Genomic DNA, 23,810 nt, shown 5'->3' with positions numbered 1-23,810 from the left:
AAAGGCCCACCCCGTTACGACGATTGCGGCTGTTGCCGCATCAGTGTTGCCGAACTGGAGAATCAATCCTCCGGCAGGGCGTACACCACGACCTGATCGCCAACCTGATCCTTGAGGATCGTGTTGCCGCCGGCGACGAAGGCAACGTACTGGCGGCCCTTGTACTCGTAGACCGAGGGATTGGCCACGGCCGGTGCTTCGGCCTGGTCTTCCCACAACTCTTCACCGGTCTCGAGCGAGTAGGCGCGCAGCTTGGCGTCCATCGAGGCACCGATGAACACGACACCACCGGCAGTCACGGCCGGGCCACCGATGGTCGGCGAACCCCATTTTTCCGGCATGAAGAAGCCGAACTGCTGCGACGCGCCCACCGGACGACGCCATTTCACGTCACCGGTATGCATGTCGATGGCGACGATTTCGCCGAAGGGTGGCTCCCAGCAGGGCATGCCGAGCCAGTTGGTTGCCACTTGCAGGCGCATGCCGTACGGCGCGCCTTTCTGCGGCGCGAAGCCACTCTCGTTACCGGAGCCGCTATCTGCTTTTTCGTAGTCTTCGCGGTTGTACAGCTTGAGGGTCTGCACGATATGCGAGGTGTTGACGATGGCGGTCTGGCTCTGGGGATCGAACGCCACGCCACCCCACTGCACGCCACCCGAGCTGTCCGGATAAGTCAGCGCACCTTCACCTTTGGTAGTCGGCGGCGTGTACATGCCTTCGTACCAGAGATCGTCCCACAGGCGCGAGCACTGACCGCCACCCACGGCGTCGGCGAGACCCCAGATCTTGGGCTTCTCGGACTGATCCAGCAGCGGCGCGGGCTTGGTCGGGAACGGCTGTGTCGGGGCATAGACTTCGCCTTCGACAGTGCCATCGCCTTGGGGTACCGGACGCTCCTCGATCGGCCAGACGTCCTCGCCGGTCAGGCGATTGACCACGAACAGGAAGCCCTGCTTGGTCGCCTGAACGAGTGCCGGGATCTGCTTGCCATCGACGGTGATGTCCATCAGCGTCGGGGCGGAGTTGATGTCGTAGTCCCAGATATCGTGGTGAACCCACTGACGAGACCACACCACTTTACCGGTCTCGATATCGAGCGCGGTGGTCGAGGTCGCCAGCGGCGCCTCTTCAGTGCGGTTGCCGCCCCAGTAGTTCGGTGACGGCGAGGAGACCGGCAGATAGAGCAGGCCGTTCTCGCGATCGGCGGACATGTGCGTCCAGACGTTGGCGGTACCGCTCTTCTCACGCATCTCATCGGAGAGCGCCTGGAACGTCCATTCGAGCTCGCCGGTCTGGGCGTTGAGCGAGAAGATCGTTCCCGGCGGTGCCTGTTCGTAGGCCCAGTCCATGCCGGCCCAACCGAGCATCAGATGGTCGCCGACCACGGTCGGTGGCTGAAGCACGGAAAGCGGCCACTCGGCGTGGGTGTCGTTCCACTGGTTGACATTAAGCACGCCGTTGTCGGCAAAGCCCTTGCAGAGTTTGCCGGTGTCGGCGTCCAGCGCGAACAGCTGAGCGTCCATGGTTCCCATGTAGACGATCTTCTGGCACGGCTCGCCGGCGACCGGGTTTTCAGCCTCCCAGTAGGAGACCCCGCGATTCTTCAACACCGGCTGGGTCAGCGCCTTGCGCGAGGACTGGGTGTCGAAGCTCCACTTCTCTTTACCGGTGCCCGGATCCAGCGCGATCAGGCGATAGAAGGGCGTGCCGATATAGATGGTGTCGTTGGCGAATACCGGGGTCGCGGACCACACCGTGGCCGGCGTGTCACCGGAGCCATCGGAGACGTCACCGGTATGGAATTCCCAGACTTTCTCGAGATCGCCGACGTTGTCCGCCGTGATCTGGTCGAGCGGGCTGTATTTCTGCGCGTTGAGCTGACCGTGAAAGCTGTCCCAGGTAGCGTTTTCGGGAACCAGCGGAATCGAAGGGCGATCGCTGTCCTTGCGGCCACCGGTGTTCGTCGTGGCAACGTCTTCGGAATCCTGAGCGTCGGCAGCGCTGTCGCTCTGAGTCGACTCGCTTTGAGTAGACCCGCTCTGAGTGGCATCGGACTGAGTGACGCCCTGAGTCCCGGCTGACGAATCATCGGCACTGCTGTTGGCCGAAGACTGACTGGATTCGGTGGGCTGATCTTGCGCCAACAGCGGTGCGGGAGCGATCAAGAGCGCGAGTGCCGTGGCCATTCCCAGCCGCTGAGCCGTGGATTTCAGCGTGGGGATGGACAGCGTCGGCGAGGGTATGGGCATGAATCGGCTCCTCATGAATGAACTGTTTTGGTGGAGGCGGTCGGGCTGGCCATGTCCATCAGCAGACCGATAAGGCCAACCACCATGGCGGCCGTCAGCCACCACTGATGCAGCAGCAACCCAGCGAAGCCGGTACCGACGAGTGCCAGCAGGATCAGCACGCGTAGCGCGACGCGGCCGCTACGACATGACAGCGGTGCCAGCACCAGCGTCAGAACGACCAGCGCGATCGTCGAGAGGATGACGACGAGCGCGCCGAGCGTGTCGTTGACACCGGTCAGCGGAGTGAAATAGGCATAAAGTGACACGGCGAGCCCGACGAGCGAGCCCACCAGCAGCACGATGATGCCCGCCCTGAATGATCGAGATTGCGACATGAGGTTGTTGTCTCCTGATGAGAGCGGTTTGGTGCACTTGGCGGCTGCTTCTGCGTTGCTCTGATATTGCATCAGGCCAAAAAACATCGACGAAACAGCTCGATGGTGTGGCTACGCTTGCTCGTATTCCACATTCCAAGCCGACCAAAGTATAGAGGATTTTTGGAAGTTAGCAGAGCAACTATTTCGTTTTTTTAGCGAATTCAGCTCAGTTTGCCGGCAGGTAATAGCAGCCAGCATAATGGGCGACCGTCACGCTGCTAGAGACACGTAGTATGGAATCGTTCAACACCATCGGCCTGATCGGCCGCCTGGGCAGCGACAAGGTGGTCGAGACACTCAAGCGCCTGGTGATCTTCCTGGAGCGTCGCGGTCTCGATCTGATCATCGAGGATCGCACCGCCGCACTGCTTGCCGGCCATGGCTATCGTGAAGCCAAGCGCCGAGAGCTTGGTACGCTATGCGATCTGGTGATCGTGGTGGGGGGCGATGGTAGTCTCCTGGGAGCGGCGAGGGCGCTATGTCACAGCGCAACGCCGGTACTCGGTATCAATCGTGGGCGGTTGGGTTTTCTGACCGACATCTCTCCAGACGAAGTCGAACAGAAGGTCGCCGAGGTGCTCGATGGCCAGTACGACACCGAGCGCCGTTTTCTGCTCGAGGCGGAACTCTATCGCGGCGAACGCTTGATCGGCTCCGGCACCAGTCTCAACGATGTCGTGGTGCATCCCGGCAAGGCCGCGCGGATGATCGAGTTCGAACTCTTCGTCGACGATCGTTTCGTCTACTCCCAGCGATCCGATGGGCTGATCATGGCGACGCCCACCGGCTCAACGGCCTATGCGCTCTCCGGCGGCGGGCCGATCGTGCACCCGGGATTGGAAGCCATCACCCTGGTGCCGATGTTCCCGCATACGCTCTCCAGCCGGCCGATCGTGATCGATGCCGCCAGTGAAATTCGCGTGCATATCGGCGATATCAACCAGGCTTATCCGCATGTCAGCTGCGACGGTCAGACCCGCGTCGTCTGCAAGCCTGACGATGTGCTCTATGTACGACGCCACGCTGAGCGACTGACGCTGATTCACCCGCGCGGGCACAGTTTCTTCGAGGCCTGTCGCTCCAAGCTGGGTTGGAGCAGCAGGTTGGGAGACTGATGTGACCCAGCCAACCGATATTGATGGCTACGATCTGATCGGAGATGTCCACGGCTGCGGTCAAAGCCTGATCCGACTGCTCGAAAAGCTTGGCTATCGGGCGGAAGACGGGGTGTTTCGTCATCCGCGCCGGCAGGTGATCTTTCTGGGCGATCTGATCGATCGCGGCCCCAACATCCGGCTCGCCGTTTCCATTGCCAAACGCATGGTCGATGCCGGCGAGGCGCACATCGTGATGGGCAACCATGAGTACAACGCTCTGGCCTACTGTCATCAGGCCCCGAGCGATAGTGAGCGAGACTGGCTGCGGGATCATACTCCGCGCAACAATCGCATCATCGGCCGAACGCTGGAGCAGTTTCACGCCTTTCCGCTGGAGTGGGAAAGCTGCCTTTCGTGGTTCATGACGTTACCGCTGTGTCTCGACCTGGAGGGGCTGCGGGTGGTGCATGCGTGCTGGGACGACCCCCTGGTCAACGCTTTCCTCGAACAGAGCCCCGATGCCCGTATCGACCGCGAGTTCCTGGTCGAGTCGACTCATCCCGGCAGTTTCGCGCACCGAGTGATGGACCGTTTGACTCGGGGCACGCAGATGCCGTTGCCATCCGGTGTGGAGATAAGATCGGGGGATGGATTTACACGGCGATCTTTCCGTACCCATTTCTGGTGTCGTCACCCGCGTACCTACGGCGATGTGGTCTTCCAGCCCGACAACCTGCCAATGGGGCTAGAGGATCGGCCGCTGAGTCCTCAAGAACGGGAGCGACTAGCCTATTATCCGGAGTCGGCACCGCCACTGTTCGTTGGTCATTACTGGTGCAAGGGCGTACCAGCATTGCCGCGGGCGAATATTGCCTGCCTCGATTATAGCGCGGTGAAGTACGGTCGTTTGGTGGCTTATCGTTGGGAGGGCGAGCAACGACTCGATGCCAATCGCTTTGTCTGGGTCGATGTGTCGCAGGAGGGCATCCGTGATTGATACCTTCCCCCTGCGATCGCGAGTTTTCATTTTCCACATCGGCCTCAGAGATCTGATTCGGTGCCGGTGTTATGCGCTCCCGGGGGTGATTACTGGGGGGATTATGAAAAAAATTCGATTTTTTTCGCAGCAGCTGGGAACTCCTTCCGACGATTGCCCTCGAAGTCAGTGTTCCCTTGAATGATCCCTTGCTCTTATCCGGCGGCCCTACCGCCGGATTTTTCTTTGTTGGGCTTGTAGAATGTAGGGCCTGTAGAATGGCGATCCCGAACGGCATCAGCGTTCGGCGGGCTATGGCACTTACTCAATGCAGGTTTTGACTGCCTGGCATTTTCGATGCACGAGCGTCGATACTCTCTCGGCAAGCGGGTCGGACGTCTTCCATGTATAAACTCCTCGAACTGGCCGGTGATCTGGACACACGTCCATTGCGGCAAGCGCTGTGGGCGCACCATATCGGGCATCGATTCACCCAGCAGGAGAATCAGCAGGTGCTGTGGCTGGCCGATCCCGAACAGCGAGATGCGGCTGCCCGGTTGATCGAACTCTGGCATCGTGGTGAGCTGGATGCATCGGCGGCCAGCGTTGCCCCTCGGCGTCGGCCCAGCGTCACCGGTCAGGCGTTCGGCCAGGCACCGTTTGCGGCCGGACTGATTGCCGTCTGTGTCGCTGTGTTCCTCGTCATGTTCCTTGCCGGCGATGCCATCGTTCGTGCTTTTACCATCGTCCCGCTCGACGTGGTCGGTCAGCGGATCGTGCCGGGAGATCTGATCTCCGATACCTTGGCCGGTGGTCAGATCTGGCGCCTGTTTACCCCGGCGCTTCTGCACTTCGGCTGGATGCATCTGATCTTCAACATGTTGTGGGTGTGGTATTTCGGTCGGCAGGTCGAGTCGGTTCAAGGTTGGCGTCGGCTCGGGATCATCGTTCTGATCGCGGCACTGTTTTCCAACCTTGCGCAATACTTCACCGGCACCGTCCTGTTCGGCGGTATGTCGGGGGTCGACTACGCGTTGCTGGGCTACGTCTGGCTGTTGTCGCGTCGCCGCCCGGGCAGCGGATTTTTCGTGCCACAGATGCTGATGGTCTTCATGCTGGTCTGGATGGTCTTTACCATGACGGGTCTGGGAGATGCGTTCGGCTTCGGCAATGTCGCCAACGAGGCGCATCTGGGTGGGCTGTTGATCGGGCTGGTCATGGGCTGGTTTGCCAGCCGTGGCGCGTCGGGCAGCGCAGGTCGCGACGCTTCAGGAGAAGACAAATGAGCGATATGAATTTCGACCGCATGGTCGCGCAGATGACGCCGGAAATGTACGAGAACTTCAAGCAAGCCATTCAGTTGCGCAAGTGGCCCGATGGTCGTCGTCTAAGCGCCGAACAGACCGAGCTTTGTCTGGAAGCGGTGATCAAGTATGAGATGATCCACGACGTGCCCGCGGAGCAGCGCGTCGGCTACCTGGAGCGCAATGAGTGTGCTTCCGGCAGTAGCTCCTCGGCCGAGGAAGCCGCGGTCAAATGGATCAATTGATTCTGGGCCAGTCCGGATCGAAGCAACAGGGTCAGGCCGCCAGCGGTCAGCTTCGAAAGCTCGATATCCGGCTGTCGTCGGACACCGGCCGAGCCGACTACCATCTGCGTACCGGTGAGCATCGCCTGGCGATCAATGGATGGGTGGGGCAGCGAGTTCGCTTGCATTCCACCGGTCAGATTCACTGCGTCGAGTGCGGACGAGCGACACGCAAGAGCTTCGGTCAGGGCCACTGCTATCCCTGCTTCTCATCGCTGGCACACTGCGATCTCTGCATGATGCGCCCGGAGACCTGCCACTATTTCCAGGGCACCTGTCGCGATCCGGCCTGGGGCGAACGTCACTGCTTTCGACCGCACACCGTCTACCTGGCCAATGCTTCCGGACTGAAGGTCGGCATCACGCGAGGCACCAACATGCCGACGCGCTGGCTGGACCAGGGCGCGATCCAGGCGCTGCCGATTCTCGATGTCGATACGCGTCAGCAGTCAGGGTTGGTGGAAACGCTGTTCAAGTCCCATGTTTCCGATCGCACCAACTGGCGGGCCATGCTCAAGGGGGAGGTCGAACCGCTCGATCTGATCGCCGAGCGAGATCGTCTACTGGCCGAGCTCGAACCCGGCCTCGAAACATTGCGCCAGCGCTTCGGCAGCGACGCCATCCAGTCGGTCGACGACGTTGCGCCGCGGACGATCGACTATCCGGTGCTCGAGTGGCCACGCAAAATCGTCTCGTTGAATTTCGACAAGACGCCGCTGATCGAGGGCACCCTGATGGGACTCAAAGGTCAGTATCTTATCCTCGATGTCGGAGTCATCAATCTGCGTAAATTCGCCGGCTATCAGGTCGCAGTGACTGCTAAAGCTGCCTGACGCCGGCGACGGCCTCAGCGCGGTTTGTGTTCGAGCTGGCGTTCCATGCGCTTCAGAAACACCGCCATGACCTGCTCGTAGAGCGCATCCTTCAACACCAGATCCTCCACGCCGGCGTCCAGATTGGGGTTGTCGTTCACCTCGATGATCACGACGCGATCGCCGATCTGCTTGAGATCGACGCCGTAGAGCCCGTTGCCGATCAACTTGGTCGCTCTCAGGGCTGCCTTGACGACCTGTGACGGCACTTCCGACGGATCGTGGGTGGTGAATCCGCCACTCCGGGTCTTCCCGCTGGAGTGGTCGTAAATCTGCCAATGGCCGCGCGCCATGTAGTAGCGACTGGCGAACAGGATCTGGCCGTCGAGGACCCCGATACGCCAGTCGAAGTCGGTGGGCAGCCATTCCTGCAGCAGCAGCAGGGCGGACGACTCGAATAGCTTGGGCGCTTCCGTGACCAGCTCCTCCCGCGAGCGGATCTTGACCACGCCCTTGGAAAAGGCGCCGTCCGGCACTTTCAGTACCAGCGGGTATTCCAGGTGCGCGAGCTTTTCGTCGAGGCGGTTCATGTCGCCGCGATACAGCAGTTGCCCTCGAGGCGCCGGAATCTTGTGGGTGCCAAGCAGCTCATGGAGGAAAATTTTGTTGGTACAACGCAGGATCGACTGCGGATCGTCGATCACGACCATGCCTTCATGCTCGGCTTTTTTGGCCATGCGGTAAGTATGATGGTCCAGTCGCGTCGTTTCGCGGATAAACAGGGCGTCGAACTCGGCCAGCCGGCCGGCGTCGCGGTGCGTGATCAGGTTGACATCAATGCCCAAGCGGCGCCCGGCGCGGATGAATCGTTTTATCGCGCCTCGGTTGCTGGGCGGCAACGCCTCCTGTGGATCGACCAGAATCGCCAGATCGAAACGGTAGCGACGACGAGCGCGCGGCGTGCGCCAGACCCGAGTCGAGTGTCGGTTCAGCGCCGTCGCGAAGAGATCCTCCTCGCCCGGCTGCAATGCCGTCAGTGCCAAGGGTTTGAGGCGCACCAGTCGCCAGACGTTCTGTCGCTTCTCGAAGCGGGCTTCCATCAGTGGTTGAGGCAGGCGCTCGAATAGGCGACGCGCCAAGCGCTGTAGCTCCGGTTCAAGGCACTCGCCGAAGAAGACGCGCAGGGTGAAGGTATCTCCCGCGAGTACGCCGCGTTTGTCCAACTCCATCAGCAGTGGGTCGATCGCTGCCAGCTGCATATCGATCAGCGCCTTGCGCGACAACTGATTGAGCGTTTCCACGCTGGGCAGAACGCGCTGATCGCGGGCCTGGGCCAGTAGCGAGACGTAGTAGCCGGTTTCCAGATAGTCGAGGTTGGCGCACAGATTGATGACGTGAGTGGCATCATCGGCCGTTGCCGAACCTGCCAGCGCCAGGAAGTCGTCGGCGGCGGTAAGATCCTCGGAAGGATAGTAAGGTTGCCAGTCGGTGAGGCGGTCAACGACGATACGCAGGCGAGACATGAATGGGTGACTCCTTTTCCGACGTTGCCCGAGGGTATTCGGCGTTGATACGAAAAAGCGGCCGGAACTGCAAGGGAAAACAGCGTGCGATGATGCGAAGGCGACGACAAGCCGTTGCCGGCGTGAAATAATTTCAGTCTGATCGGTCAGCCCATCGAGTGAGTACGTCGTGTAGTACGTCAAAAGATTACCGCCGAAGGGCTGTCCGCAACCGAAATCCTAGATGAGAGCGCACGCATGCTCCGCACTCTTCGCTCCGGTCTGCCCGCCGACTGCGACGCCTTGTATCAATTGGAAGAACGTTGTTTCGACGACGATCGTTTCAGCCGCCGCCAGATTGCGCACCTGCTGACCCGAGCCAATGCCGTCAATCTGCTAGCTGTCAGCGATGAGCAGCGTGTCGTCGGCTACGGCACGCTGCTGTTCCGACGTAACAGTGTCACGGCCAGACTCTACTCCTTCTGTGTCGATCCGGCCGCTCGCGGTAGCGGTCTGGGACGAGAGCTGCTGCAGGCGCTGGAAGATGCCGCGCGCGAGCGGGGCAGCCAGCGTTTACTGCTGGAAGTCCGTGCCGACAATCGCGTGGCGATGGGGCTCTATCGGCGGATGGGATTCATCGCCCGCCGCTGGCTGGATGACTACTATGCCGACGGCTGTGCCGCCTGGCAGATGGACAAGCGACTCGAGGTGTCCGAGACACTGGATGCCTCGTCTATCGAATGATTTCGGCCGCACGCCGGCCATTATTTTTAGGGGATTGATATGCCATCTTTCGACATCGTTTCCGAATTCGATCGCCATGAAGCGACCAATGCCGTCGATCAGGCGAATCGGGAAATTCAGACCCGTTTCGACTTTCGCGGCGTCGACGCCAGTTTCGCGCTCGAGGGTGAGACCGTTTCACTCGAGGCGGACGCCGAATTCCAGCTGCAACAGATGATCGACGTGCTGCGCAATAAGTTGATCGCTCGCGGCATCGACCCGCGCTGCATGGATATTCAGGATGCGCAGACTTCCGGCGTCAAGGCGCGCCAGGAGGTCAAGCTCAAGCAGGGTCTCGAACAGCCCGACGCCAAGGCGATCGTCAAGCTGCTCAAGGATTCGAAGCTCAAGGTGCAGTCGGCGATCCAAGGCGACAAGGTCCGCGTGACCGGCAAGAAGCGCGACGATCTGCAACAGGCGATTGCCCTGTTGAAGGGGGAGCAGGGTCCGGATCTCGCGCTGCAGTACAACAACTTCCGCGATTGATGGCCTCCTCGTTTCCCTTGTTTAGCGTCGAGCCCTGATGGGTTCCCTCTTATTCTCTTCCTCCGCCTGTCTGCCTGAGCGGAGGAAGTGTGTCTTGCCAGCCTCGTTTTAATCGCTCCCGCCTGAATCTTTCCCCGCTTGCTCCGGGGCCCTGGTTTCTCTCATGGTTTCTCCGCTGGCTTTATGCGGATTTTCTGTCTTCCGCCCTGATATACGTTTTCAGATTGGTATTGAGTCGCTGATTAACACTCATTTCGGCTCTTGAACTTTGGTCTTGAAATCAGACTTAGGGGCAAATGCACAGACTCCATGGATAAATGCCGGATGGAGCGGCAATGCATCCCAATCAGCCCCACCCCTAGACTCCTCGATACAGGTTCGCACCCATCGGGGAGTTTTCGATGCATTCAGAGGTCTCGCTCTACCAGGATCCGCAGCACGCCTATATCGGCAAGCGCCAACCGCGTGTCGAGGACGAGGCTTTGCTGCGAGGGCTGGGGCGCTACGCTGACGACCTTGCCGTTCTGCCAGGAACGCTTTACGCGGCAATCGTTCGCTCTCCTCATGCCCATGCTGTCGTCAAGCAGGTCACGATAGACGCCGCTCTGGCGATGCCTGGCGTGCGGGGAATATTGACCGGAGCCGACGTCAAGCGCTGGGCGTCGCCGTTCCCCGTGGGAGTGCGCCAACCCATGGAGCATTGGTGTCTGGCGGTCGACAAGGTCCGCTACGTGGGTGAGCCGGTGGCGGTGGTCATCGCCGAAGACCGGTATCTGGCCGAGGATGCGCTGGATGCCGTCAAGGTCGAGTACGACATTCTTGCCGTGGCCATTGATCCTGAAACCGCGACTCATGACGATGCCAGTATTCTGCACGAGGCCGTCGGCAGTAACGTCGTCAACGACCGCCATTTCAGTTACGGCGAGGCGGATAGCGCCTTTGAGCAGGCAGAGCACACGCTCTCACTCAAGGTGCGTTACCCCCGTAGCGCCTGTACGCCGATCGAATGTTACGTCGTTGTGGGTCAGTACGATCCCGCCGAGGGCGGCTACGACGTCATGGCCAACTTCCAGGGGCCTTACGCGATTCATTCGGTCATGGCACGTGCTCTGCGGGTTCCTGCCAACCGATTGCGACTGCGCACGCCCCCGGATTCCGGCGGCAGTTTCGGAATCAAGCAGGGCGTTTTCCCGTACGTCGTGATGATGGGCCTGGCGGCGCGCAAGGTCGGAGCGCCGGTGAAGTGGGTTGAGGATCGGCTCGAGCATTTGTCGGGTGCGTCGTCGGCGACCAACCGGGTCACCACGATCGAAGCTGCCTTCGCCAGCGACGGGCGAGTCTCGGCATTGCGCTTCGATCAGCTCGATGACTGCGGGGCTTACCTGCGAGCGCCGGAGCCCGCTACCACCTATCGAATGCACGGCAATCTCACTGGCGCCTATGACATTCGTCATCTTCAGGTTCGCAATCGCATCGTCATGACCAACAAGACGCCGACCGGCCTCAACCGGGGCTTTGGCGGGCCGCAGGTCTACTTTGCGCTGGAGCGCCTGATGCAGCGCATCGCGGTGACGCTGGACATCGACCCTCTTGAGATTATTCGTCGCAACCTGGTGCCGTCGCAGGCGTTTCCCTATCGCTGTGCGGCCGGGGCACTGCTGGATTCCGGTGATTATCAACGGGGTCTCGAACTCGGCATCGAGCAGGGTGGCCTGGCTGAGCTGAGACAGCGGCGTGACGTCGCGCGTCAGGCGGGGCGTCATTATGGAATCGGCTATACCGTGGCCGTGGAGCCATCGATCTCCAACATGGGTTACATCACCATGGCGCAGACGCCGGAAGAGAGGCGGCGTGCCGGCCCCAAGAACGGTGCGGTAAGCACCGCCACGATCAACGTCGACCCCTTGGGTAGCGTCAGCGTGCATATCTCTTCTACGCCCCAGGGTCAGGGGCACCGAACGGTCGCTGCGCAGGTCGTTGGCGAGGTGCTGGGGCTGCCGCTCGAGAGTATTCGTGTCGATGTGGAACTCGATACCGGCAAGGATGCGTGGTCGATCGCCTCGGGCAACTATTCCAGTCGTTTTGCCGGTGCGGTGGCGGGGGCGGTCCACAATGCGGCGCTCAAAATCCGTGGCCGGCTCAAGGCCATTGCCGCGCAGCAGTGGCAGGTGCCGGTCGAGGACGTCGTGTTCAGCGAGGGGCGAATCCAGACCGCGGACGGCGAGCATTCGACATCGTTTCATCGTTTGGCCGGTGCCACTCACTGGGCACCGGGAACGCTACCGCAAGGCGAAACCGGTGGGTTGCGCGAGACCGCGTTCTGGACCCCGGCCGAATTGACAGCGCCCGATGATGACGAGCGTATCAATAGCTCCCTGTGCTACGGCTTCATTTTTGATTATTGCGGGGTGGAGATCGACTCGCTCACCGGGCGCGTGATGATCGACCGCTACGTCACGCTTCACGACGCGGGGCGCATGCTCAATCCACAACTGGTGGATGGTCAGGTCCGCGGCGCCTTCGCCCAGGCGGTGGGCGCGGCGCTCTACGAGACTTTTCATTACCACGAGGATGGCAGCTTTGCCTCCGGTACCCTGGCCGACTACCTGATTCCCACCACCATGGAAGTGCCGGACCCGCACATTCTGCACATGGAAACGCCTTCGCCCTTTACGCCGCTGGGCGCGAAAGGGGTGGGGGAAGGTAACAACATGAGTACGCCAGTGTGTATCGCCAACGCCGTGGCGGATGCGCTGGGTGAAACGGTTGAGCCGGGAGCCATTGAACTGCCGCTGACACCGTCAAGGGTCCGCACGCTCATGGGCATCGAGGAGCCCCCCCAGCCGGAAGGTGTGGGGGCAGATAGTGTCTCGGCCTCGGCCGGCGGTGGATCGAAACTGAGCGCCAGCGACAGTGTCGAGATCCCCGCGTCGCCGCAGCAGGTCTTCGACAGCATTCTCGAGCCCGAAACGCTGAAAGCCATGATTCCTGGCTGCCACTCACTGGAGCTGACCGGCGACAACGCCTACCGCGCTGACGTCACCGTCGGCGTAGGGATGATTCGCGCCCGCTTCGATGCCCGCGTCGAATTGACCGACCTCGAGCCGCCGCACTCGCTGCGCCTCTCCGGCGCGGGCAAGAGCGGCATGGGTGACGCTACCGGCGCCGCGACAATTCGATTTACTGAAATCGATGGCGGTCGGACCCGTCTGGATTACGACTACGAAGTCACGATCGGCGGCAAGATCGCCTCGGTGGGCGGGCGCATGCTTTCCAGCGCGTCGAAGATGCTGATTGGCCAGATCTTCTCGCGGCTTTCGCAGCAGGTCAGTGGCGACAGGATCAAGGGGTCGCTGTGGCAACGATTACGCGGCCTGCTCGGCAAGCGCGGAGGTGACGCATGAAACCGGCTGCCTTTGACTATTACCGACCCACGACTCGACGCGAGGCTATCGAGAAACTGATCGAATCCGGTGAGGACGCTCGCATCATTGCCGGTGGCCAATCGCTGATGGCCGTTCTCAACATGCGCTTGAGCCAACCCCGCGTGCTGATCGACATCAGTGCCATTGAAGAGCTGCGTTATATCGAACGGCGCGATGATTATCTCGCCGTCGGCGCTGCCACGACCCAGGCCGAACTGGCCGAGTACGCCTCACTCACAGAGGAAGTCCCGCTTGTGGCCAGCGTGCTGCCCTGGATCGGCCATTTTCAGACCCGTAACCGCGGCACCGTCTGCGGATCCATTGCCCACGCCGATCCCAGCGCCGAGCTACCGCTGTGCCTGACGACGCTGGGGGGTGAAGTGGTGCTGGAAACGAAGCGCGGCAAATCCCGTCGGGTGGTGGGCAGCGACTTCTTCCAGGGGGTACTGACCACCGATCGACAGCCCCACGAGCTGGTGACCGAAGTGCGCTTCCCGCTCGCTAAGGCTGAACACCGTTATCGCTTCCAGGAGGTCGCCATGCGGCATGGTGACTTCGCCATCGTCGCACTGGCTGTCGATATTGGCGAAACCGAGTATCGCCTCGGTGTGGGAGGTGTCGCCGATCGGCCCGTGGTGACGAGCATTTCACGGGACGTCGATCTCGAAGACGCCCTCAACGCACTGGCCTGGTCTCTTGAGGCGCAGGACGACATTCACGCGTCTGCCGCTTATCGCCGCCACCTGGTACGAGAGATGGGGCGGCGTCTGATCACTGAAGAGACAGCCCGAGAGGAGACCGACGATGTACGTCCGAGTCGATGAACGCCATCGCGTCGCACTGACGCTCAACGGTCGCGAACGCAGTGGCTACGCCGAACCACGCACGCAGCTTTGCGATTTTTTGCGCCACCAGCTCGGTGCTACCGGCACGCATGTCGGTTGTGAACATGGCGTGTGTGGCGCCTGCACCGTGATGGTCGATGGTCGGGCGACACGCTCGTGTCTGATGCTTGCCGTGCAGGTCGAAGGGAGACGTGTAGAAACCGTCGAATCTCTCAGCGACGAAGACGAACTCAGCGATCTACAGCGCGCGTTCCGCGAACACCACGCTCTGCAATGCGGATTTTGTACCGCCGGCATTTTGATGTCGTGCCATGAATTTCTGGGCCGAGTGCTGGAACCCAACGAGGCTCAGGTGCGCGACATGCTGTCCGGTCATCTGTGCCGATGTACCGGTTACACCGGCATCGTTCAGGCCGTACTGGACGTGGCCCGAGCCAGACAGAACAACCGACAGGAGACGCCGTAATGTTCGATCTTGGCCGCAGTTTTCTCGCAACGGTGGAGCGTCGACCGCAGTCGATAGCGATCACTGATGGTGAATTCCGGCGCAGCTATGCCGACTGGCTGGAGGACATTCAGAGCGTGGCGTGTGGGTTGGACGCCATGGGCCTGGGCCGGGGAGATCATCTGATCGTGGTGATGCAAAATCGCTGGCAGATGGCAACGCTGCACTGGGCCTGCCAGTTCGCCGGCATCATCATCACGCCGATCAACTGGCGCTCGACGTCACAGGATGTGCGCTATTGCCTAGAGGATGCCGAGGCTCGCGGTGTCGCGTTTGATACTGCCGGAGCGGCCGCGGTAATGGCCTGCGAGGAATCCAAAGCCATCCCTCGCATTACCGTCGGTGACTGTGGTGACGAATCGGCCGTGGCATTCGATTCGCTGCTCGGTGGGCGTGGCGAGATGCTGTGTCGCGCCCGGCCCGAAGATATTTCGCTGATGCTGTATACCTCGGGCACCAGCGGTAAGCCCAAGGGCGTGCCGCGAACTCATCTCGCCGAGCGCGCCGCCGCGGTAGCGCACGTGGCGCAGAACCTCTATCGCCATGACGAACGCACGCTCGGTGTCATGCCGATGTACCACACCATGGGTGTGCGTTCGCTGCTGTCGATGGCGCTGATTGATGGCCGATTTGTCTGTGTGCCGCGTTTCGACCCCGAAGCCACGCTGGAAGCCATTGAACGCGACCAGGTGACCAACCTCTATCTGGTCCCCACGCTCTATCACATGTTGATCGAGCACCCGACCTTTCATGCTGATCGCGTGGCCAGCGTCGACAAGATCGGCTTTGCCGGTGCGGCGATGAGTGCCGGCCTGATGGCCAGGGTCGAGGCTGCTTTTCAGCCAAGCCTGTTCGTCAATCATTACGGCTGCTCCGAGATATACACCTTCACGATCGATCAGCGAGCGAATCACAAACCCGGCTCCTCCGGGCGCGCCTCGCTTAACCAGCGCATCCGCGTGGTGTCGGTTGATGCAACGTCTGCCGACGACGTGCTGCCGCCGGGAGAGGAGGGTGAAATCATCGCCGATCTGGCCGGTGACGAGGCGTTTTCAGGCTACTGGCGGCGCCCGGAAGCCGATGAGAAGTCACTACGCGATGGGTGGTACTTCACCAGCGACATGGGCTACCTGGATGAGGACGGGGATCTGTTCGTCACGGGTCGTGTTGACGATCTAATCATCACCGGAGGAGAAAACGTCAGCCCGGCGGAGATCGAGAATGTACTTTCGCTGCATCCTCAGGTCGAGGAAGTCGTGGTTGCCGGACTACCCGACGAACAGTGGGGACAAATCGTCACCGCCTTTGTGAAAGTGCGCGGGACACCGGATGAAGAGGCCCTGAGCGAGTATTGCTCCGATGCCGGGCTCGCTCGTTTCAAGCGCCCGCGCCGTTACATCTTCGTCGAAGACATTCCCAAATCGGCCGTTGGCAAGGTTCTGCGCCGCGTGCTGGTCAGCGACCGCGCCGACTCCATGGCCGCTGACTGATCCTTTATTCGAACCACACATTGACCTTCTTTTTATCCCACTCGAGGAACTGTCATGACTCAACAATCCGTCCGGGATTATCTGGCCTCTGATTTTGACGGCTTTGATGTCCTGATCGACGTCGATCAGGAACGGGCCGATATCGTTCTCTGCCGCCCACCGCTCAACGTGATCGCCATGCCGCAACGCGATGCCCTGCGTCAGGTATTCGAGGCGCTCGACGCCCACGACGACGTTCGCGTTATCGTGTTGCGCTCCGAAGGAGAGCACTTCTCCAGCGGTGGGGATATCAGAGGATTCCTCGAAGCCTCTCCGGAACATGTTTCCAAATTGGCGTGGAACGTGGCGGCTCCGGCACGTTGCGAGAAGCCGGTCATCGTCGCCAATCGCGGTTACACCTTTGGGGTCGGATTCGAGCTCTCGTTGGCGTGCGATTTCCGCATTGCTTCCGAGACCACACGCTACGCGTTGCCCGAGCAGAATCTGGGTCAGATTCCAGGTTCAGGCGGTTCGGCTCGATTGCAGAAAATCATCGGCATTACCCGCACCAAGCACATGGTCATGCGCGCCAAGCGTATTTCCGGGGCCCAGGCCCTGGAGTGGGGAATCGCTACCGAATGTGTGCCGGACGACCAGTTGGAGGCCGCTACTCAGTCACTGGTCGAGGAGCTGCGTCGCTTCTCGCCGCTGGCACAGCGCACTGCCAAGAAATTGATCAACGACAACGAAGACTCACCGCTGTCGGTCGCCATCGAGATGGAAGGGCATTGCTACAGCCGTCTACGCAGCTCAAACGACTTCCGCGAAGGAGTCGAGGCCTTTCACGCCAAGCGCAAGGCGGTATTCCGCGGGGAGTGAGACCGGCGGCCCTGGGCCGCCTATCAACGCCAACATAATAATCAGGATAACGATAAAGAGGAGTCACGCCATGTCTCTCGATTCAACCCGGAAAACGCCGCCCAGTGGCAATCCCGCTTCCATGGCGAGAGATCTGCGCTCGGCTCTTTCCTTCCAATCCATCAGTACGGGTGTCGTTGCGGCGCTGTTCGGCTGCTCGGGTCCCGCATTGATCGTGATCAGTGCGGCGAATGCAGGACATCTGACCGACGGGCAGACGGTGGCTTGGCTATTCGCGGTGTATTTCCTCGGCGGGTTGATCAGTCTGATCATGGCGCTGCGATATCGACAGCCGATCACGGGTGCTTATTCCATTCCCGGTGCGGCGATCATGAGTGCCGCATTGGTCACCATACCGTTCGCCGAGGCTGTCGGCGCCTTCGTCATGAGCGGGATCATCGTGCTGTTGCTGGGTATCAGCGGGTGGGTGGGCCGTATCATGCGGTGGTTGCCCATGCCGATCGTGATGGCGATGATTGCCGGGGCGCTGATACGGTTTGGCGTTGGCGCTGTTGATTCCGTGGGCTCCGCGCCACTGATCGCCGGCACCGCGCTTATTGCGTTTTTTCTGACATCACGATTGTTGAAGTCCGTGCCCCCGGTGCTGGTGGCTGCGGTGGTGGGTTTTTTGATGGCCTATTTCACCGGCGCTATCCAGACTGGCGATGTCGATATCGAGATGGTCGCCCCGCAGTTTACCTTGCCGCATTTTTCACTCGATGCTTTCGTGGCGATATCGATCCCCCTCGCGGCGTTGGTGCTCGGGGCGGAAAATGCCCAGGCCACCGGTGTGTTGCTGGCGGAAGGGTACCGACCACCGGTCAACGCGATGACGATCATCAGCGGCATTGGCGGCATCCTGGCCGGGTTGCTCGGTGGGCATAACGCCAATATCGCCGGGCCGATGACGGCGATCTGTGCCTCCGATCAGGCCGGCGCCGAGCGTGACAAGCGTTACGGGGCGACGTTGGTCAATGGCGTACTGTTTTGCGCGTTCGGGCTATTCGCGGGTGGCGCCGTGCCGGTGATCATGGCGCTTCCCAAGGCGTTGATTGCGAGTATTGCCGGTGTGGCGATGATCGGCGTGCTGTTGGCGGCGTTCCAGCAGGCTTTCAACAAGCAGGTGGGTTATCAGATTGGCGCCTTTGTAGCCCTGGTGGTAGCGATGAGCAAGCTCAGTCTATTGGGTATCAGCTCACCGTTCTGGGCCTTGGTCGCGGGTATCGCGGTATCGGCAATCCTGCGTGAAGCGCCAACTGAAAGCCCACCGGGAACGCGGGATGGAAATGACTCGCTCGACGGCAAGCGCGTTTAGGCATTGCCTCGATGAAGGGAATAGGGACAAGCGCAATGGCGTTTGTCCCTGTGGTGTGGAAGGTCTTTCGAAGGGCTGTTGCCGACGAGTGCGTCTTTGGTCCAACGCCGCCAATATGCTGGTGTCGGAGTGATAACCTGAGACATTGGTCATTAATATGCTGAGGTGATCGAAAGGCACTATGTCGAACGCTTATCGAATCTTTCATGGGGGATTTGGACGCGTCGCCCTGTTGGATATGGACGAGCCGCTGGTGCCGCATGCCCATTCGGAATGCCATGTTCTGATCAAGGCAACCGGACAGAACACCTATTTTTCGGTGCGTGGGCGCCAGCTTCCGCTCACCGATGATACGGCCATACTCGTCAACGCCTGGGAGCCTCATTATTACGATCACCAGGCCGGCGTTTCTGAAAGCGTGATCCTGGCGCTCTACATCGAGCCCCGATGGCTGGCGGCGCTACAAACGGATCTTTCGACCAGCGCTCGTCCCGATTTCTTCGCACAGCCGTGTATCGAGCTGACGCCCCATATGCGTCGTCAGGCCGATATTCTGATCGGCGAGATGTTCGATTTTGGTCCCAGGTCGCGGGAAAAAATGGAGAGTCTGCTGTTCGATCTTTTGATTTCGATCGTGGAACGACATTCGGACTGGCATCACCTTGCCAGATTGAAGGTCGGTATGGCGCAAGACTTTTACGATGTGCGGATTCGGCGGGCAACGGAGATCATTCTCCATTCACCTCCAGGCGAATTGAACCTCGACGTGATTGCTCGGCAGTGTGGACTTTCGCGCGCGCATTTCTTTTCACTGTTCAAGAAAACGACCGGGATGACACCGCAGATGCTCGCCAATATGGGCAGAATGCGTTCGGCCTTTGATTGGTTTGCTGACAACCGCCAGGGATCGTTGGGGCAACTAGCCCTGGAGCTGGGTTTCTCCGAGCAGGGACACTTCACACGCTTTTTCCGACGCCATATCGGCGCGGCGCCCAGCCAGTATCAGCGAGTCATGGACGACTACTCGCACTAAGCGGGGATCAGACAGTAACAGCCTTGCTTCCCAGGGCCAGCATGCTGATGTTGCCGAACATGAAGCTGTCGTGCAGCACCTCCAGCGGTTCGCCTTCCATTGCACCAAGACACATCAGCAGCGGCAGAAAGTGTTCCGGTGTCGGGTGGGCGTAACGCGCATTCGGCGCGGCCTGCTGCCAATCCCGCATCGCTGCCTGATCGCCTCGCGCGGCCACGTCGATCACCCAATCATTGAACTGCCTGGCCCAGGCATCCGGCGCATCGTGAGTGAAATGCCGGTCCCCGAGGTTATGAGTGGCCGCCCCTGAACCGATCAGCATGAACGCGTTTTGCTCCGCCCAGCGACCTAGCGAGGCGGCGATCTTCAATTGGGCTGCAGCGCCGACCTGCATCGGTACGCTGATCGGTATCAACGGTACGTCGGCCTGCGGCCAGAGCAACGAGAGCGGCGACCAGATGCCGTGGTCGAGCGCCCGCTCGGCATCCAGAAGCGTATCGATCCCCTCGTCGTTGAGCTCGTTCACCAACGATTTGGCCATCTCGGGCAAGCCGCGAGCCGGATAATGCATTCGATAGAGGACGTCGGGAAAACCGTGGAAGTCGTGCCAGGTGCGAGGGCGGCTGGCTCCCCCAATGACGAGTCCCGACGTCTCGAAGTGCGCCGAAATGATCAGCGCACCGCGAGGCTTCGGCAGTCGCTCTCCGAAGTCCCGCAGAAAAGTGCGAGCAGGATGATCGATCAGGCTGAGGTCGGGGGAGCCGTGAGACAGATAGAGTACCTGGCGTGTGGTCATGGTCGGCGCTCCTGCGATGAGACGGCGTTGACGATATCGAAAGCCTACGCCGATCGACTCCCTGCGCTAGCCATCGTCGTGCGAATGGTCGATTTCCCTATCGTCAACATTGGCGTTTTCCATGGCCGGACATTGGAGCGGATGACCAGGGCTGGTTTACACTGTCCGTTCCAGCGTCCTCTTCGGGTGGCGCGATCGACACACCGTAGTGGGGATGTCCGGCATGCGTAATGCCATTTATGTCACCTTGGCCGCCATCAGCTTTGCGCTGGGCGTGATCGGTCTTTTCCTGCCGGTGATGCCGACCACCTGTTTCATGTTGGCGGCGGTATGGCTCGCGTCCAGGGGCTCGCCCCGGTTCGCCAACTGGATTCGTAATCACCCGCGTTTCGGCCCGCCCATTCAATCCTGGGAGCGCGAGCGCGCCATCCCCAAGCACGCCAAGATCATGGCCGTGATCATGCTCAGTGTTTCATGTCTGATCATCGCCTTCACCGTTCCCCACTGGCCGCTCAAGATCGGCTTGATCCTCGGCCTTTCGGGGCTGGCGATCTGGATCGTGACTCGGCCGCTACCCAGCCTGCAGTGCCCGGTGCGCGGCGTCTGGTCGGAAGAAGCCTCCGAGCGTCGTTGATCCCTTGAGGCCATCGCTATCCCTGCGCATGGCGTTTGCGGAACTCCTGGGCCACGACATCGATTCGATATCGTTCCGGTCCCACGGGTAGAATGGTGTCCGATCGTCGACCGGCACGCATATCGACGGATTCGTTTTACCGCCTGACTGGCTGATTCAATGGCTGGATCCGGTTCTCCGATTCGCTTTGCCGATTCGACCTACCTTTTTCTTCAAGGAGCGTTGCCATGTCTGAGATGCAAGCGACCTATCTCAAGGATTATCTGCCGCCGGCGTACCGCGTCACGCATACCGAGCTCACCTTTGATCTCTCGCCGTCCGCAACCCGGGTCAAGGCGCGCTTGCATGTGGAACGCCATCCCGATCGCGAGCCCGATGACGCTGAAACCAGCCTACCGCTGGAACTGGCCGGCGAGCAGGTCAAGCTGATCAGCATCGCGGTCGACGGCCGGACGTTGGAGGCCGGAGAGTTCGAAGTTGGCGATGACAAGTTGATCGTTTCCACGGTGCCGGAGCGTTTTTTGCTCGATACCGAAGTCGAGATCGACCCCGACGCCAATACCGCGTTAGAGGGTCTCTATCGTTCCAACGGGATGTTCTGCACGCAGTGCGAGCCGGAAGGTTTCCGCCGAATCACCTTTTATCCCGATCGTCCGGACGTGATGGCAACGTTCTCGACGACGCTGATCGGTGATCGCGACTCGTTACCGGTGCTGCTCTCCAACGGCAACCCGGTGGAGCAGGGCGAGCTGCCCAACGGTCGCCACTTCGTGACCTGGGAAGACCCGCACCCGAAGCCCAGCTATCTGTTCGCGCTGGTCGCCGGTAGCCTCGAGAAAGTCGAAGATCACCACACCACCACGAGCGGCCATGAAGTCCTGCTGCAGATCTGGGTCGAGGCCGAAAATCTCGACAAGACCGAGCACGCAATGGCCTCGCTCAAGCGCTCGATGGAGTGGGACGAAGAGACCTACGGTCGCGAGTACGATCTCGATCGATTCATGATCGTCGCCGTCAACGACTTCAATATGGGCGCGATGGAGAACAAAGGGCTCAACATCTTTAACTCCGCGGCCGTACTGACCCATCCGCAGACCGCCAACGATGCGACCTTCCAGCGGGTCGAGAGTATCGTCGCTCATGAATATTTCCATAACTGGTCGGGCAATCGCGTCACCTGCCGTGACTGGTTCCAGCTTTCGCTGAAGGAAGGTTTCACGGTCTTCCGCGACCAGACCTTCTCCGCCGACGCCAATTCGGCGCCGGTCAAACGGATCGAGGACGTCTCGTTCTTCCGGACCGCGCAGTTCGCCGAAGACGCCGGCCCGACCGCGCACCCGATTCGTCCCGATCATTACATCGAGATCTCCAATTTCTATACCCTGACCATCTACGAGAAGGGTGCCGAGGTCGTGCGAATGCTGCGTCATCTGCTGGGCTGGGAAGATTTTCGCCGCGGCAGCGACCTCTACTTCGAGCGCTTCGACGGTCAGGCGGTGACGATCGAGGATTTCGTTACCTGCATGGCTGAAGTCTCCGGGCTGGATCTCGATCAGTTCATGCGATGGTACTCCCAGGCGGGGACGCCTGAGATCGATGCCCACGGCGAGTACGATTACGCTACGGGTAACTATCACCTGCGCCTGTCGCAGCGCACGCCGGCGACCCCGGGCCAGACCGAGAAGCTTCCACTGCACATTCCGGTCCGCCTGGGCCTGGTCGGAACCAAGTCCGGTCACGATCTGACGCTCACGCTGAACGGCGATAACGGCCCGGAAAAGCTGGGCAAGGATGGCGTGCTGCATTTGCGCCAGGCAGAGCAGACTTTCGTCTTCACTGACGTCGAAGAAGCACCGGTGCCCTCGCTGCTGCGCGGTTTTTCCGCGCCAGTGAAGTTGCGCTATCCCTATTCGCGCGAGGAACTGGCGTTTCTGCTGACGCATGATTCCGACGGCTTCAACCGCTGGGATGCGGGCCAGCGCCTCACCCTGCTGGCACTGGATGACCTGATTGCCGCGCATCGTAACGGCGTCGAAAAGGTGATGGATAGCCGCCTGATCGAAGCCTATCGCAGTTTGCTCAACGAGCCCGGCGACGACAAGGCAGTGCTGGCGGAAATGCTGACGCTGCCGTCGGAGGCGTATATCGCCGAACAGCAGCCGGTGGTCGATGTCGATGCGATCCACGCGGCGCGGGAATTCGTGCGTCAGTCGCTGGCTTGGCAGCTGCGCGACGATTTTCTCGCTGTCTATCGCGACAATCTAAGCGACGAGCCCTACGCGCCGACCCCGGAGCAGATCGCCCAGCGTCGTCTCAAGAACGTTGCCTTGGCCTATCTGATGAGCATCGAGAACGACGAGGCCGTCAGCCTGACTCAGCATCAGTTGGAGCAGAGCGCCAACATGACCGATGTGCGCGCCGCGCTGACGTTGCTGGCGCACAGCGATCGGACCGATCTGGCCGAACCGGCGCTCAAGGCGTTCGGCGAGAAGTGGGCTCACGATCCGCTGGTCATGGATCAGTGGTTCACGATTCAGGTGACCCGGCCGCAGGCCGATGTGCTGGAGCGCGTGCGCTTCCTGATGGGGCATCCGCTGTTCTCGATGAAGAACCCCAACAAGGTACGGGCACTGATCGGCGCATTCGCCCAGAATCGGATCAACTTTCATCGTCTCGACGGCGAGGGCTACAAGCTGCTGGCGGACGTGGTGATCGAACTCAACCGGCTCAACCCTGAAATCGCCGCGCGCATCATCACACCGCTGACACGCTGGCAGCGCTTCGACGAGCAGCGTCAGGCGTTGATGAAAGCCGAACTCGAACGTATCCGCGCGGAGAAGCTTTCGCCCAACGTGTTCGAGATGGTCGAACGCGCGCTGGCGGACGCATGATCGCGCCGTAACGCACAGGACTGTTCCGTCAGAAGAATCGAGGCCGCTCTCCGTAGCGGCCTTTTTT

The 23,810-nt window shown here is 60.6% G+C and carries 20 protein-coding genes; 16 read left to right on the top strand and 4 right to left on the bottom strand.

The genetic code is table 11. The features are described from left to right. Nucleotides 1-62 precede the first annotated feature (62 nt). Complete coding sequence (locus DOM27_RS05455) at nucleotides 63-2,249, bottom strand: pyrroloquinoline quinone-dependent dehydrogenase (protein WP_245392600.1); 2,187 nt, start codon at nucleotides 2,247-2,249, stop codon at nucleotides 63-65. Between the two features lie 11 nt (nucleotides 2,250-2,260). After that, nucleotides 2,261-2,713, bottom strand: coding sequence for a hypothetical protein (locus tag DOM27_RS05450; RefSeq protein ID WP_245392599.1), 453 nt, complete (start codon nucleotides 2,711-2,713; stop codon nucleotides 2,261-2,263). A gap of 188 nt (nucleotides 2,714-2,901) precedes the next feature. Here DOM27_RS05450 and DOM27_RS05445 point away from each other — a divergent pair, with 188 nt between their 5' ends. The 5 genes from DOM27_RS05445 (at nucleotide 2,902) to DOM27_RS05425 (ending at nucleotide 7,162) form a co-directional block, all read left to right on the top strand. After that, nucleotides 2,902-3,783 (top strand): NAD(+) kinase, encoded by an 882-nt coding sequence (locus DOM27_RS05445; protein ID WP_110655058.1) that lies wholly within the window; start codon nucleotides 2,902-2,904, stop codon nucleotides 3,781-3,783. 19 nt (nucleotides 3,784-3,802) lie between these two features. After that, nucleotides 3,803-4,762 carry a metallophosphoesterase gene (locus DOM27_RS05440; protein WP_110655158.1) on the top strand — a complete coding sequence of 320 codons (960 nt, stop codon included), beginning with the start codon at nucleotides 3,803-3,805 and terminating at the stop codon, nucleotides 4,760-4,762. Nucleotides 4,763-5,145: 383 nt separating this feature from the next. Then, entirely contained in the window at nucleotides 5,146-6,027 is an 882-nt protein-coding gene (locus DOM27_RS05435; RefSeq protein ID WP_110655057.1) for a rhomboid family intramembrane serine protease, read from the top strand. After that, on the top strand, nucleotides 6,024-6,290 hold the full coding sequence (locus DOM27_RS05430) for a YeaC family protein (RefSeq protein WP_110655056.1): 267 nt from the start codon (nucleotides 6,024-6,026) through the stop codon (nucleotides 6,288-6,290). The genes DOM27_RS05435 and DOM27_RS05430 overlap by 4 nt, the downstream gene beginning before the upstream one ends. Continuing rightward, nucleotides 6,278-7,162, top strand: a complete 885-nt coding sequence (locus tag DOM27_RS05425) for a DUF2797 domain-containing protein (RefSeq protein ID WP_110655055.1) — start codon at nucleotides 6,278-6,280, stop codon at nucleotides 7,160-7,162. The genes DOM27_RS05430 and DOM27_RS05425 overlap by 13 nt, the downstream gene beginning before the upstream one ends. A 14-nt stretch (nucleotides 7,163-7,176) precedes the next feature. Here the strand turns inward: DOM27_RS05425 and DOM27_RS05420 are convergent, their stop codons facing one another. Next, nucleotides 7,177-8,664, bottom strand: coding sequence for a RimK family protein (locus DOM27_RS05420; RefSeq protein WP_110655054.1), 1,488 nt, complete (start codon nucleotides 8,662-8,664; stop codon nucleotides 7,177-7,179). Nucleotides 8,665-8,901: 237 nt separating this feature from the next. Here DOM27_RS05420 and DOM27_RS05415 point away from each other — a divergent pair, with 237 nt between their 5' ends. The 9 genes from DOM27_RS05415 to DOM27_RS05375 all read left to right on the top strand — a co-directional run bounded on the left by DOM27_RS05415 (nucleotide 8,902) and on the right by DOM27_RS05375 (nucleotide 19,422). Further along, nucleotides 8,902-9,387, top strand: a complete 486-nt coding sequence (locus DOM27_RS05415; RefSeq protein WP_110655053.1) for a GNAT family N-acetyltransferase — start codon at nucleotides 8,902-8,904, stop codon at nucleotides 9,385-9,387. Nucleotides 9,388-9,426: 39 nt separating this feature from the next. Further along, entirely contained in the window at nucleotides 9,427-9,912 is a 486-nt protein-coding gene (locus DOM27_RS05410; protein ID WP_110655052.1) for a YajQ family cyclic di-GMP-binding protein, read from the top strand. A gap of 401 nt (nucleotides 9,913-10,313) precedes the next feature. After that, nucleotides 10,314-13,316 carry a xanthine dehydrogenase family protein molybdopterin-binding subunit gene (locus tag DOM27_RS05405; protein ID WP_110655051.1) on the top strand — a complete coding sequence of 1,001 codons (3,003 nt, stop codon included), beginning with the start codon at nucleotides 10,314-10,316 and terminating at the stop codon, nucleotides 13,314-13,316. Next, complete coding sequence (locus DOM27_RS05400; protein ID WP_110655050.1) at nucleotides 13,313-14,161, top strand: FAD binding domain-containing protein; 849 nt, start codon at nucleotides 13,313-13,315, stop codon at nucleotides 14,159-14,161. The genes DOM27_RS05405 and DOM27_RS05400 overlap by 4 nt, the downstream gene beginning before the upstream one ends. Further along, the gene (locus DOM27_RS05395) at nucleotides 14,142-14,648 is read left to right on the top strand and encodes a (2Fe-2S)-binding protein (protein ID WP_110655049.1); all 507 of its coding nucleotides are present in this window, start codon (nucleotides 14,142-14,144) and stop codon (nucleotides 14,646-14,648) included. The genes DOM27_RS05400 and DOM27_RS05395 overlap by 20 nt, the downstream gene beginning before the upstream one ends. After that, nucleotides 14,648-16,177, top strand: a complete 1,530-nt coding sequence (locus DOM27_RS05390; RefSeq protein ID WP_110655048.1) for an AMP-binding protein — start codon at nucleotides 14,648-14,650, stop codon at nucleotides 16,175-16,177. Before DOM27_RS05395 ends, DOM27_RS05390 begins: the two co-directional genes overlap by 1 nt. Before the next feature lie 54 nt (nucleotides 16,178-16,231). Next, nucleotides 16,232-17,035 carry an enoyl-CoA hydratase/isomerase family protein gene (locus DOM27_RS05385; protein ID WP_110655047.1) on the top strand — a complete coding sequence of 268 codons (804 nt, stop codon included), beginning with the start codon at nucleotides 16,232-16,234 and terminating at the stop codon, nucleotides 17,033-17,035. Between the two features lie 70 nt (nucleotides 17,036-17,105). Further along, the gene (locus DOM27_RS05380) at nucleotides 17,106-18,389 is read left to right on the top strand and encodes a benzoate/H(+) symporter BenE family transporter (protein ID WP_110655046.1); all 1,284 of its coding nucleotides are present in this window, start codon (nucleotides 17,106-17,108) and stop codon (nucleotides 18,387-18,389) included. A gap of 238 nt (nucleotides 18,390-18,627) precedes the next feature. Then, complete coding sequence (locus DOM27_RS05375; RefSeq protein WP_245392598.1) at nucleotides 18,628-19,422, top strand: helix-turn-helix transcriptional regulator; 795 nt, start codon at nucleotides 18,628-18,630, stop codon at nucleotides 19,420-19,422. A gap of 7 nt (nucleotides 19,423-19,429) precedes the next feature. On the opposite strand, the gene DOM27_RS05370 is transcribed toward DOM27_RS05375, so the two are convergent. Then, nucleotides 19,430-20,218: a DODA-type extradiol aromatic ring-opening family dioxygenase gene (locus DOM27_RS05370; protein ID WP_110655044.1), complete on the bottom strand. Its 789-nt coding sequence runs from the start codon at nucleotides 20,216-20,218 to the stop codon at nucleotides 19,430-19,432. A gap of 223 nt (nucleotides 20,219-20,441) precedes the next feature. On the opposite strand from DOM27_RS05370, the gene DOM27_RS05365 reads away from it, so the two are divergent. After that, the gene (locus DOM27_RS05365) at nucleotides 20,442-20,852 is read left to right on the top strand and encodes a YbaN family protein (RefSeq protein WP_342588602.1); all 411 of its coding nucleotides are present in this window, start codon (nucleotides 20,442-20,444) and stop codon (nucleotides 20,850-20,852) included. Nucleotides 20,853-21,079: 227 nt separating this feature from the next. Then, complete coding sequence (pepN, locus tag DOM27_RS05360; protein WP_110655042.1) at nucleotides 21,080-23,743, top strand: aminopeptidase N; 2,664 nt, start codon at nucleotides 21,080-21,082, stop codon at nucleotides 23,741-23,743. The last annotated feature ends 67 nt before the right edge of the window (nucleotides 23,744-23,810 follow it).

Source organism: Salinicola halimionae, from assembly GCF_003206065.1.
GTDB lineage: Bacteria > Pseudomonadota > Gammaproteobacteria > Pseudomonadales > Halomonadaceae > Salinicola > Salinicola halimionae.
The sequence above is the reverse complement of the archived record's forward strand: the minus strand, read 5'-3'. Positions and strand labels throughout refer to the sequence as shown.

What these genes read in the sequence shown, in the direction of transcription:
- DOM27_RS05455 (WP_245392600.1), bottom strand. Translation starts at nt 2,249, where the DNA reads ATGCCCATACCCTCGCCGACGCTGTCCATCCCCACGCTGAAATCCACG.
- DOM27_RS05435 (WP_110655057.1), top strand. Translation starts at nt 5,146, where the DNA reads ATGTATAAACTCCTCGAACTGGCCGGTGATCTGGACACACGTCCATTG.
- pepN (WP_110655042.1), top strand. Translation starts at nt 21,080, where the DNA reads ATGTCTGAGATGCAAGCGACCTATCTCAAGGATTATCTGCCGCCGGCG.
- DOM27_RS05390 (WP_110655048.1), top strand. Translation starts at nt 14,648, where the DNA reads ATGTTCGATCTTGGCCGCAGTTTTCTCGCAACGGTGGAGCGTCGACCG.
- DOM27_RS05450 (WP_245392599.1), bottom strand. Translation starts at nt 2,713, where the DNA reads ATGTTTTTTGGCCTGATGCAATATCAGAGCAACGCAGAAGCAGCCGCC.
- DOM27_RS05395 (WP_110655049.1), top strand. Translation starts at nt 14,142, where the DNA reads ATGTACGTCCGAGTCGATGAACGCCATCGCGTCGCACTGACGCTCAAC.
- DOM27_RS05445 (WP_110655058.1), top strand. Translation starts at nt 2,902, where the DNA reads ATGGAATCGTTCAACACCATCGGCCTGATCGGCCGCCTGGGCAGCGAC.
- DOM27_RS05370 (WP_110655044.1), bottom strand. Translation starts at nt 20,218, where the DNA reads ATGACCACACGCCAGGTACTCTATCTGTCTCACGGCTCCCCCGACCTC.
- DOM27_RS05420 (WP_110655054.1), bottom strand. Translation starts at nt 8,664, where the DNA reads ATGTCTCGCCTGCGTATCGTCGTTGACCGCCTCACCGACTGGCAACCT.
- DOM27_RS05415 (WP_110655053.1), top strand. Translation starts at nt 8,902, where the DNA reads ATGCTCCGCACTCTTCGCTCCGGTCTGCCCGCCGACTGCGACGCCTTG.
- DOM27_RS05365 (WP_342588602.1), top strand. Translation starts at nt 20,442, where the DNA reads ATGCGTAATGCCATTTATGTCACCTTGGCCGCCATCAGCTTTGCGCTG.
- DOM27_RS05385 (WP_110655047.1), top strand. Translation starts at nt 16,232, where the DNA reads ATGACTCAACAATCCGTCCGGGATTATCTGGCCTCTGATTTTGACGGC.
- DOM27_RS05430 (WP_110655056.1), top strand. Translation starts at nt 6,024, where the DNA reads ATGAGCGATATGAATTTCGACCGCATGGTCGCGCAGATGACGCCGGAA.
- DOM27_RS05375 (WP_245392598.1), top strand. Translation starts at nt 18,628, where the DNA reads ATGGACGAGCCGCTGGTGCCGCATGCCCATTCGGAATGCCATGTTCTG.
- DOM27_RS05380 (WP_110655046.1), top strand. Translation starts at nt 17,106, where the DNA reads ATGTCTCTCGATTCAACCCGGAAAACGCCGCCCAGTGGCAATCCCGCT.
- DOM27_RS05405 (WP_110655051.1), top strand. Translation starts at nt 10,314, where the DNA reads ATGCATTCAGAGGTCTCGCTCTACCAGGATCCGCAGCACGCCTATATC.
- DOM27_RS05400 (WP_110655050.1), top strand. Translation starts at nt 13,313, where the DNA reads ATGAAACCGGCTGCCTTTGACTATTACCGACCCACGACTCGACGCGAG.
- DOM27_RS05410 (WP_110655052.1), top strand. Translation starts at nt 9,427, where the DNA reads ATGCCATCTTTCGACATCGTTTCCGAATTCGATCGCCATGAAGCGACC.
- DOM27_RS05425 (WP_110655055.1), top strand. Translation starts at nt 6,278, where the DNA reads ATGGATCAATTGATTCTGGGCCAGTCCGGATCGAAGCAACAGGGTCAG.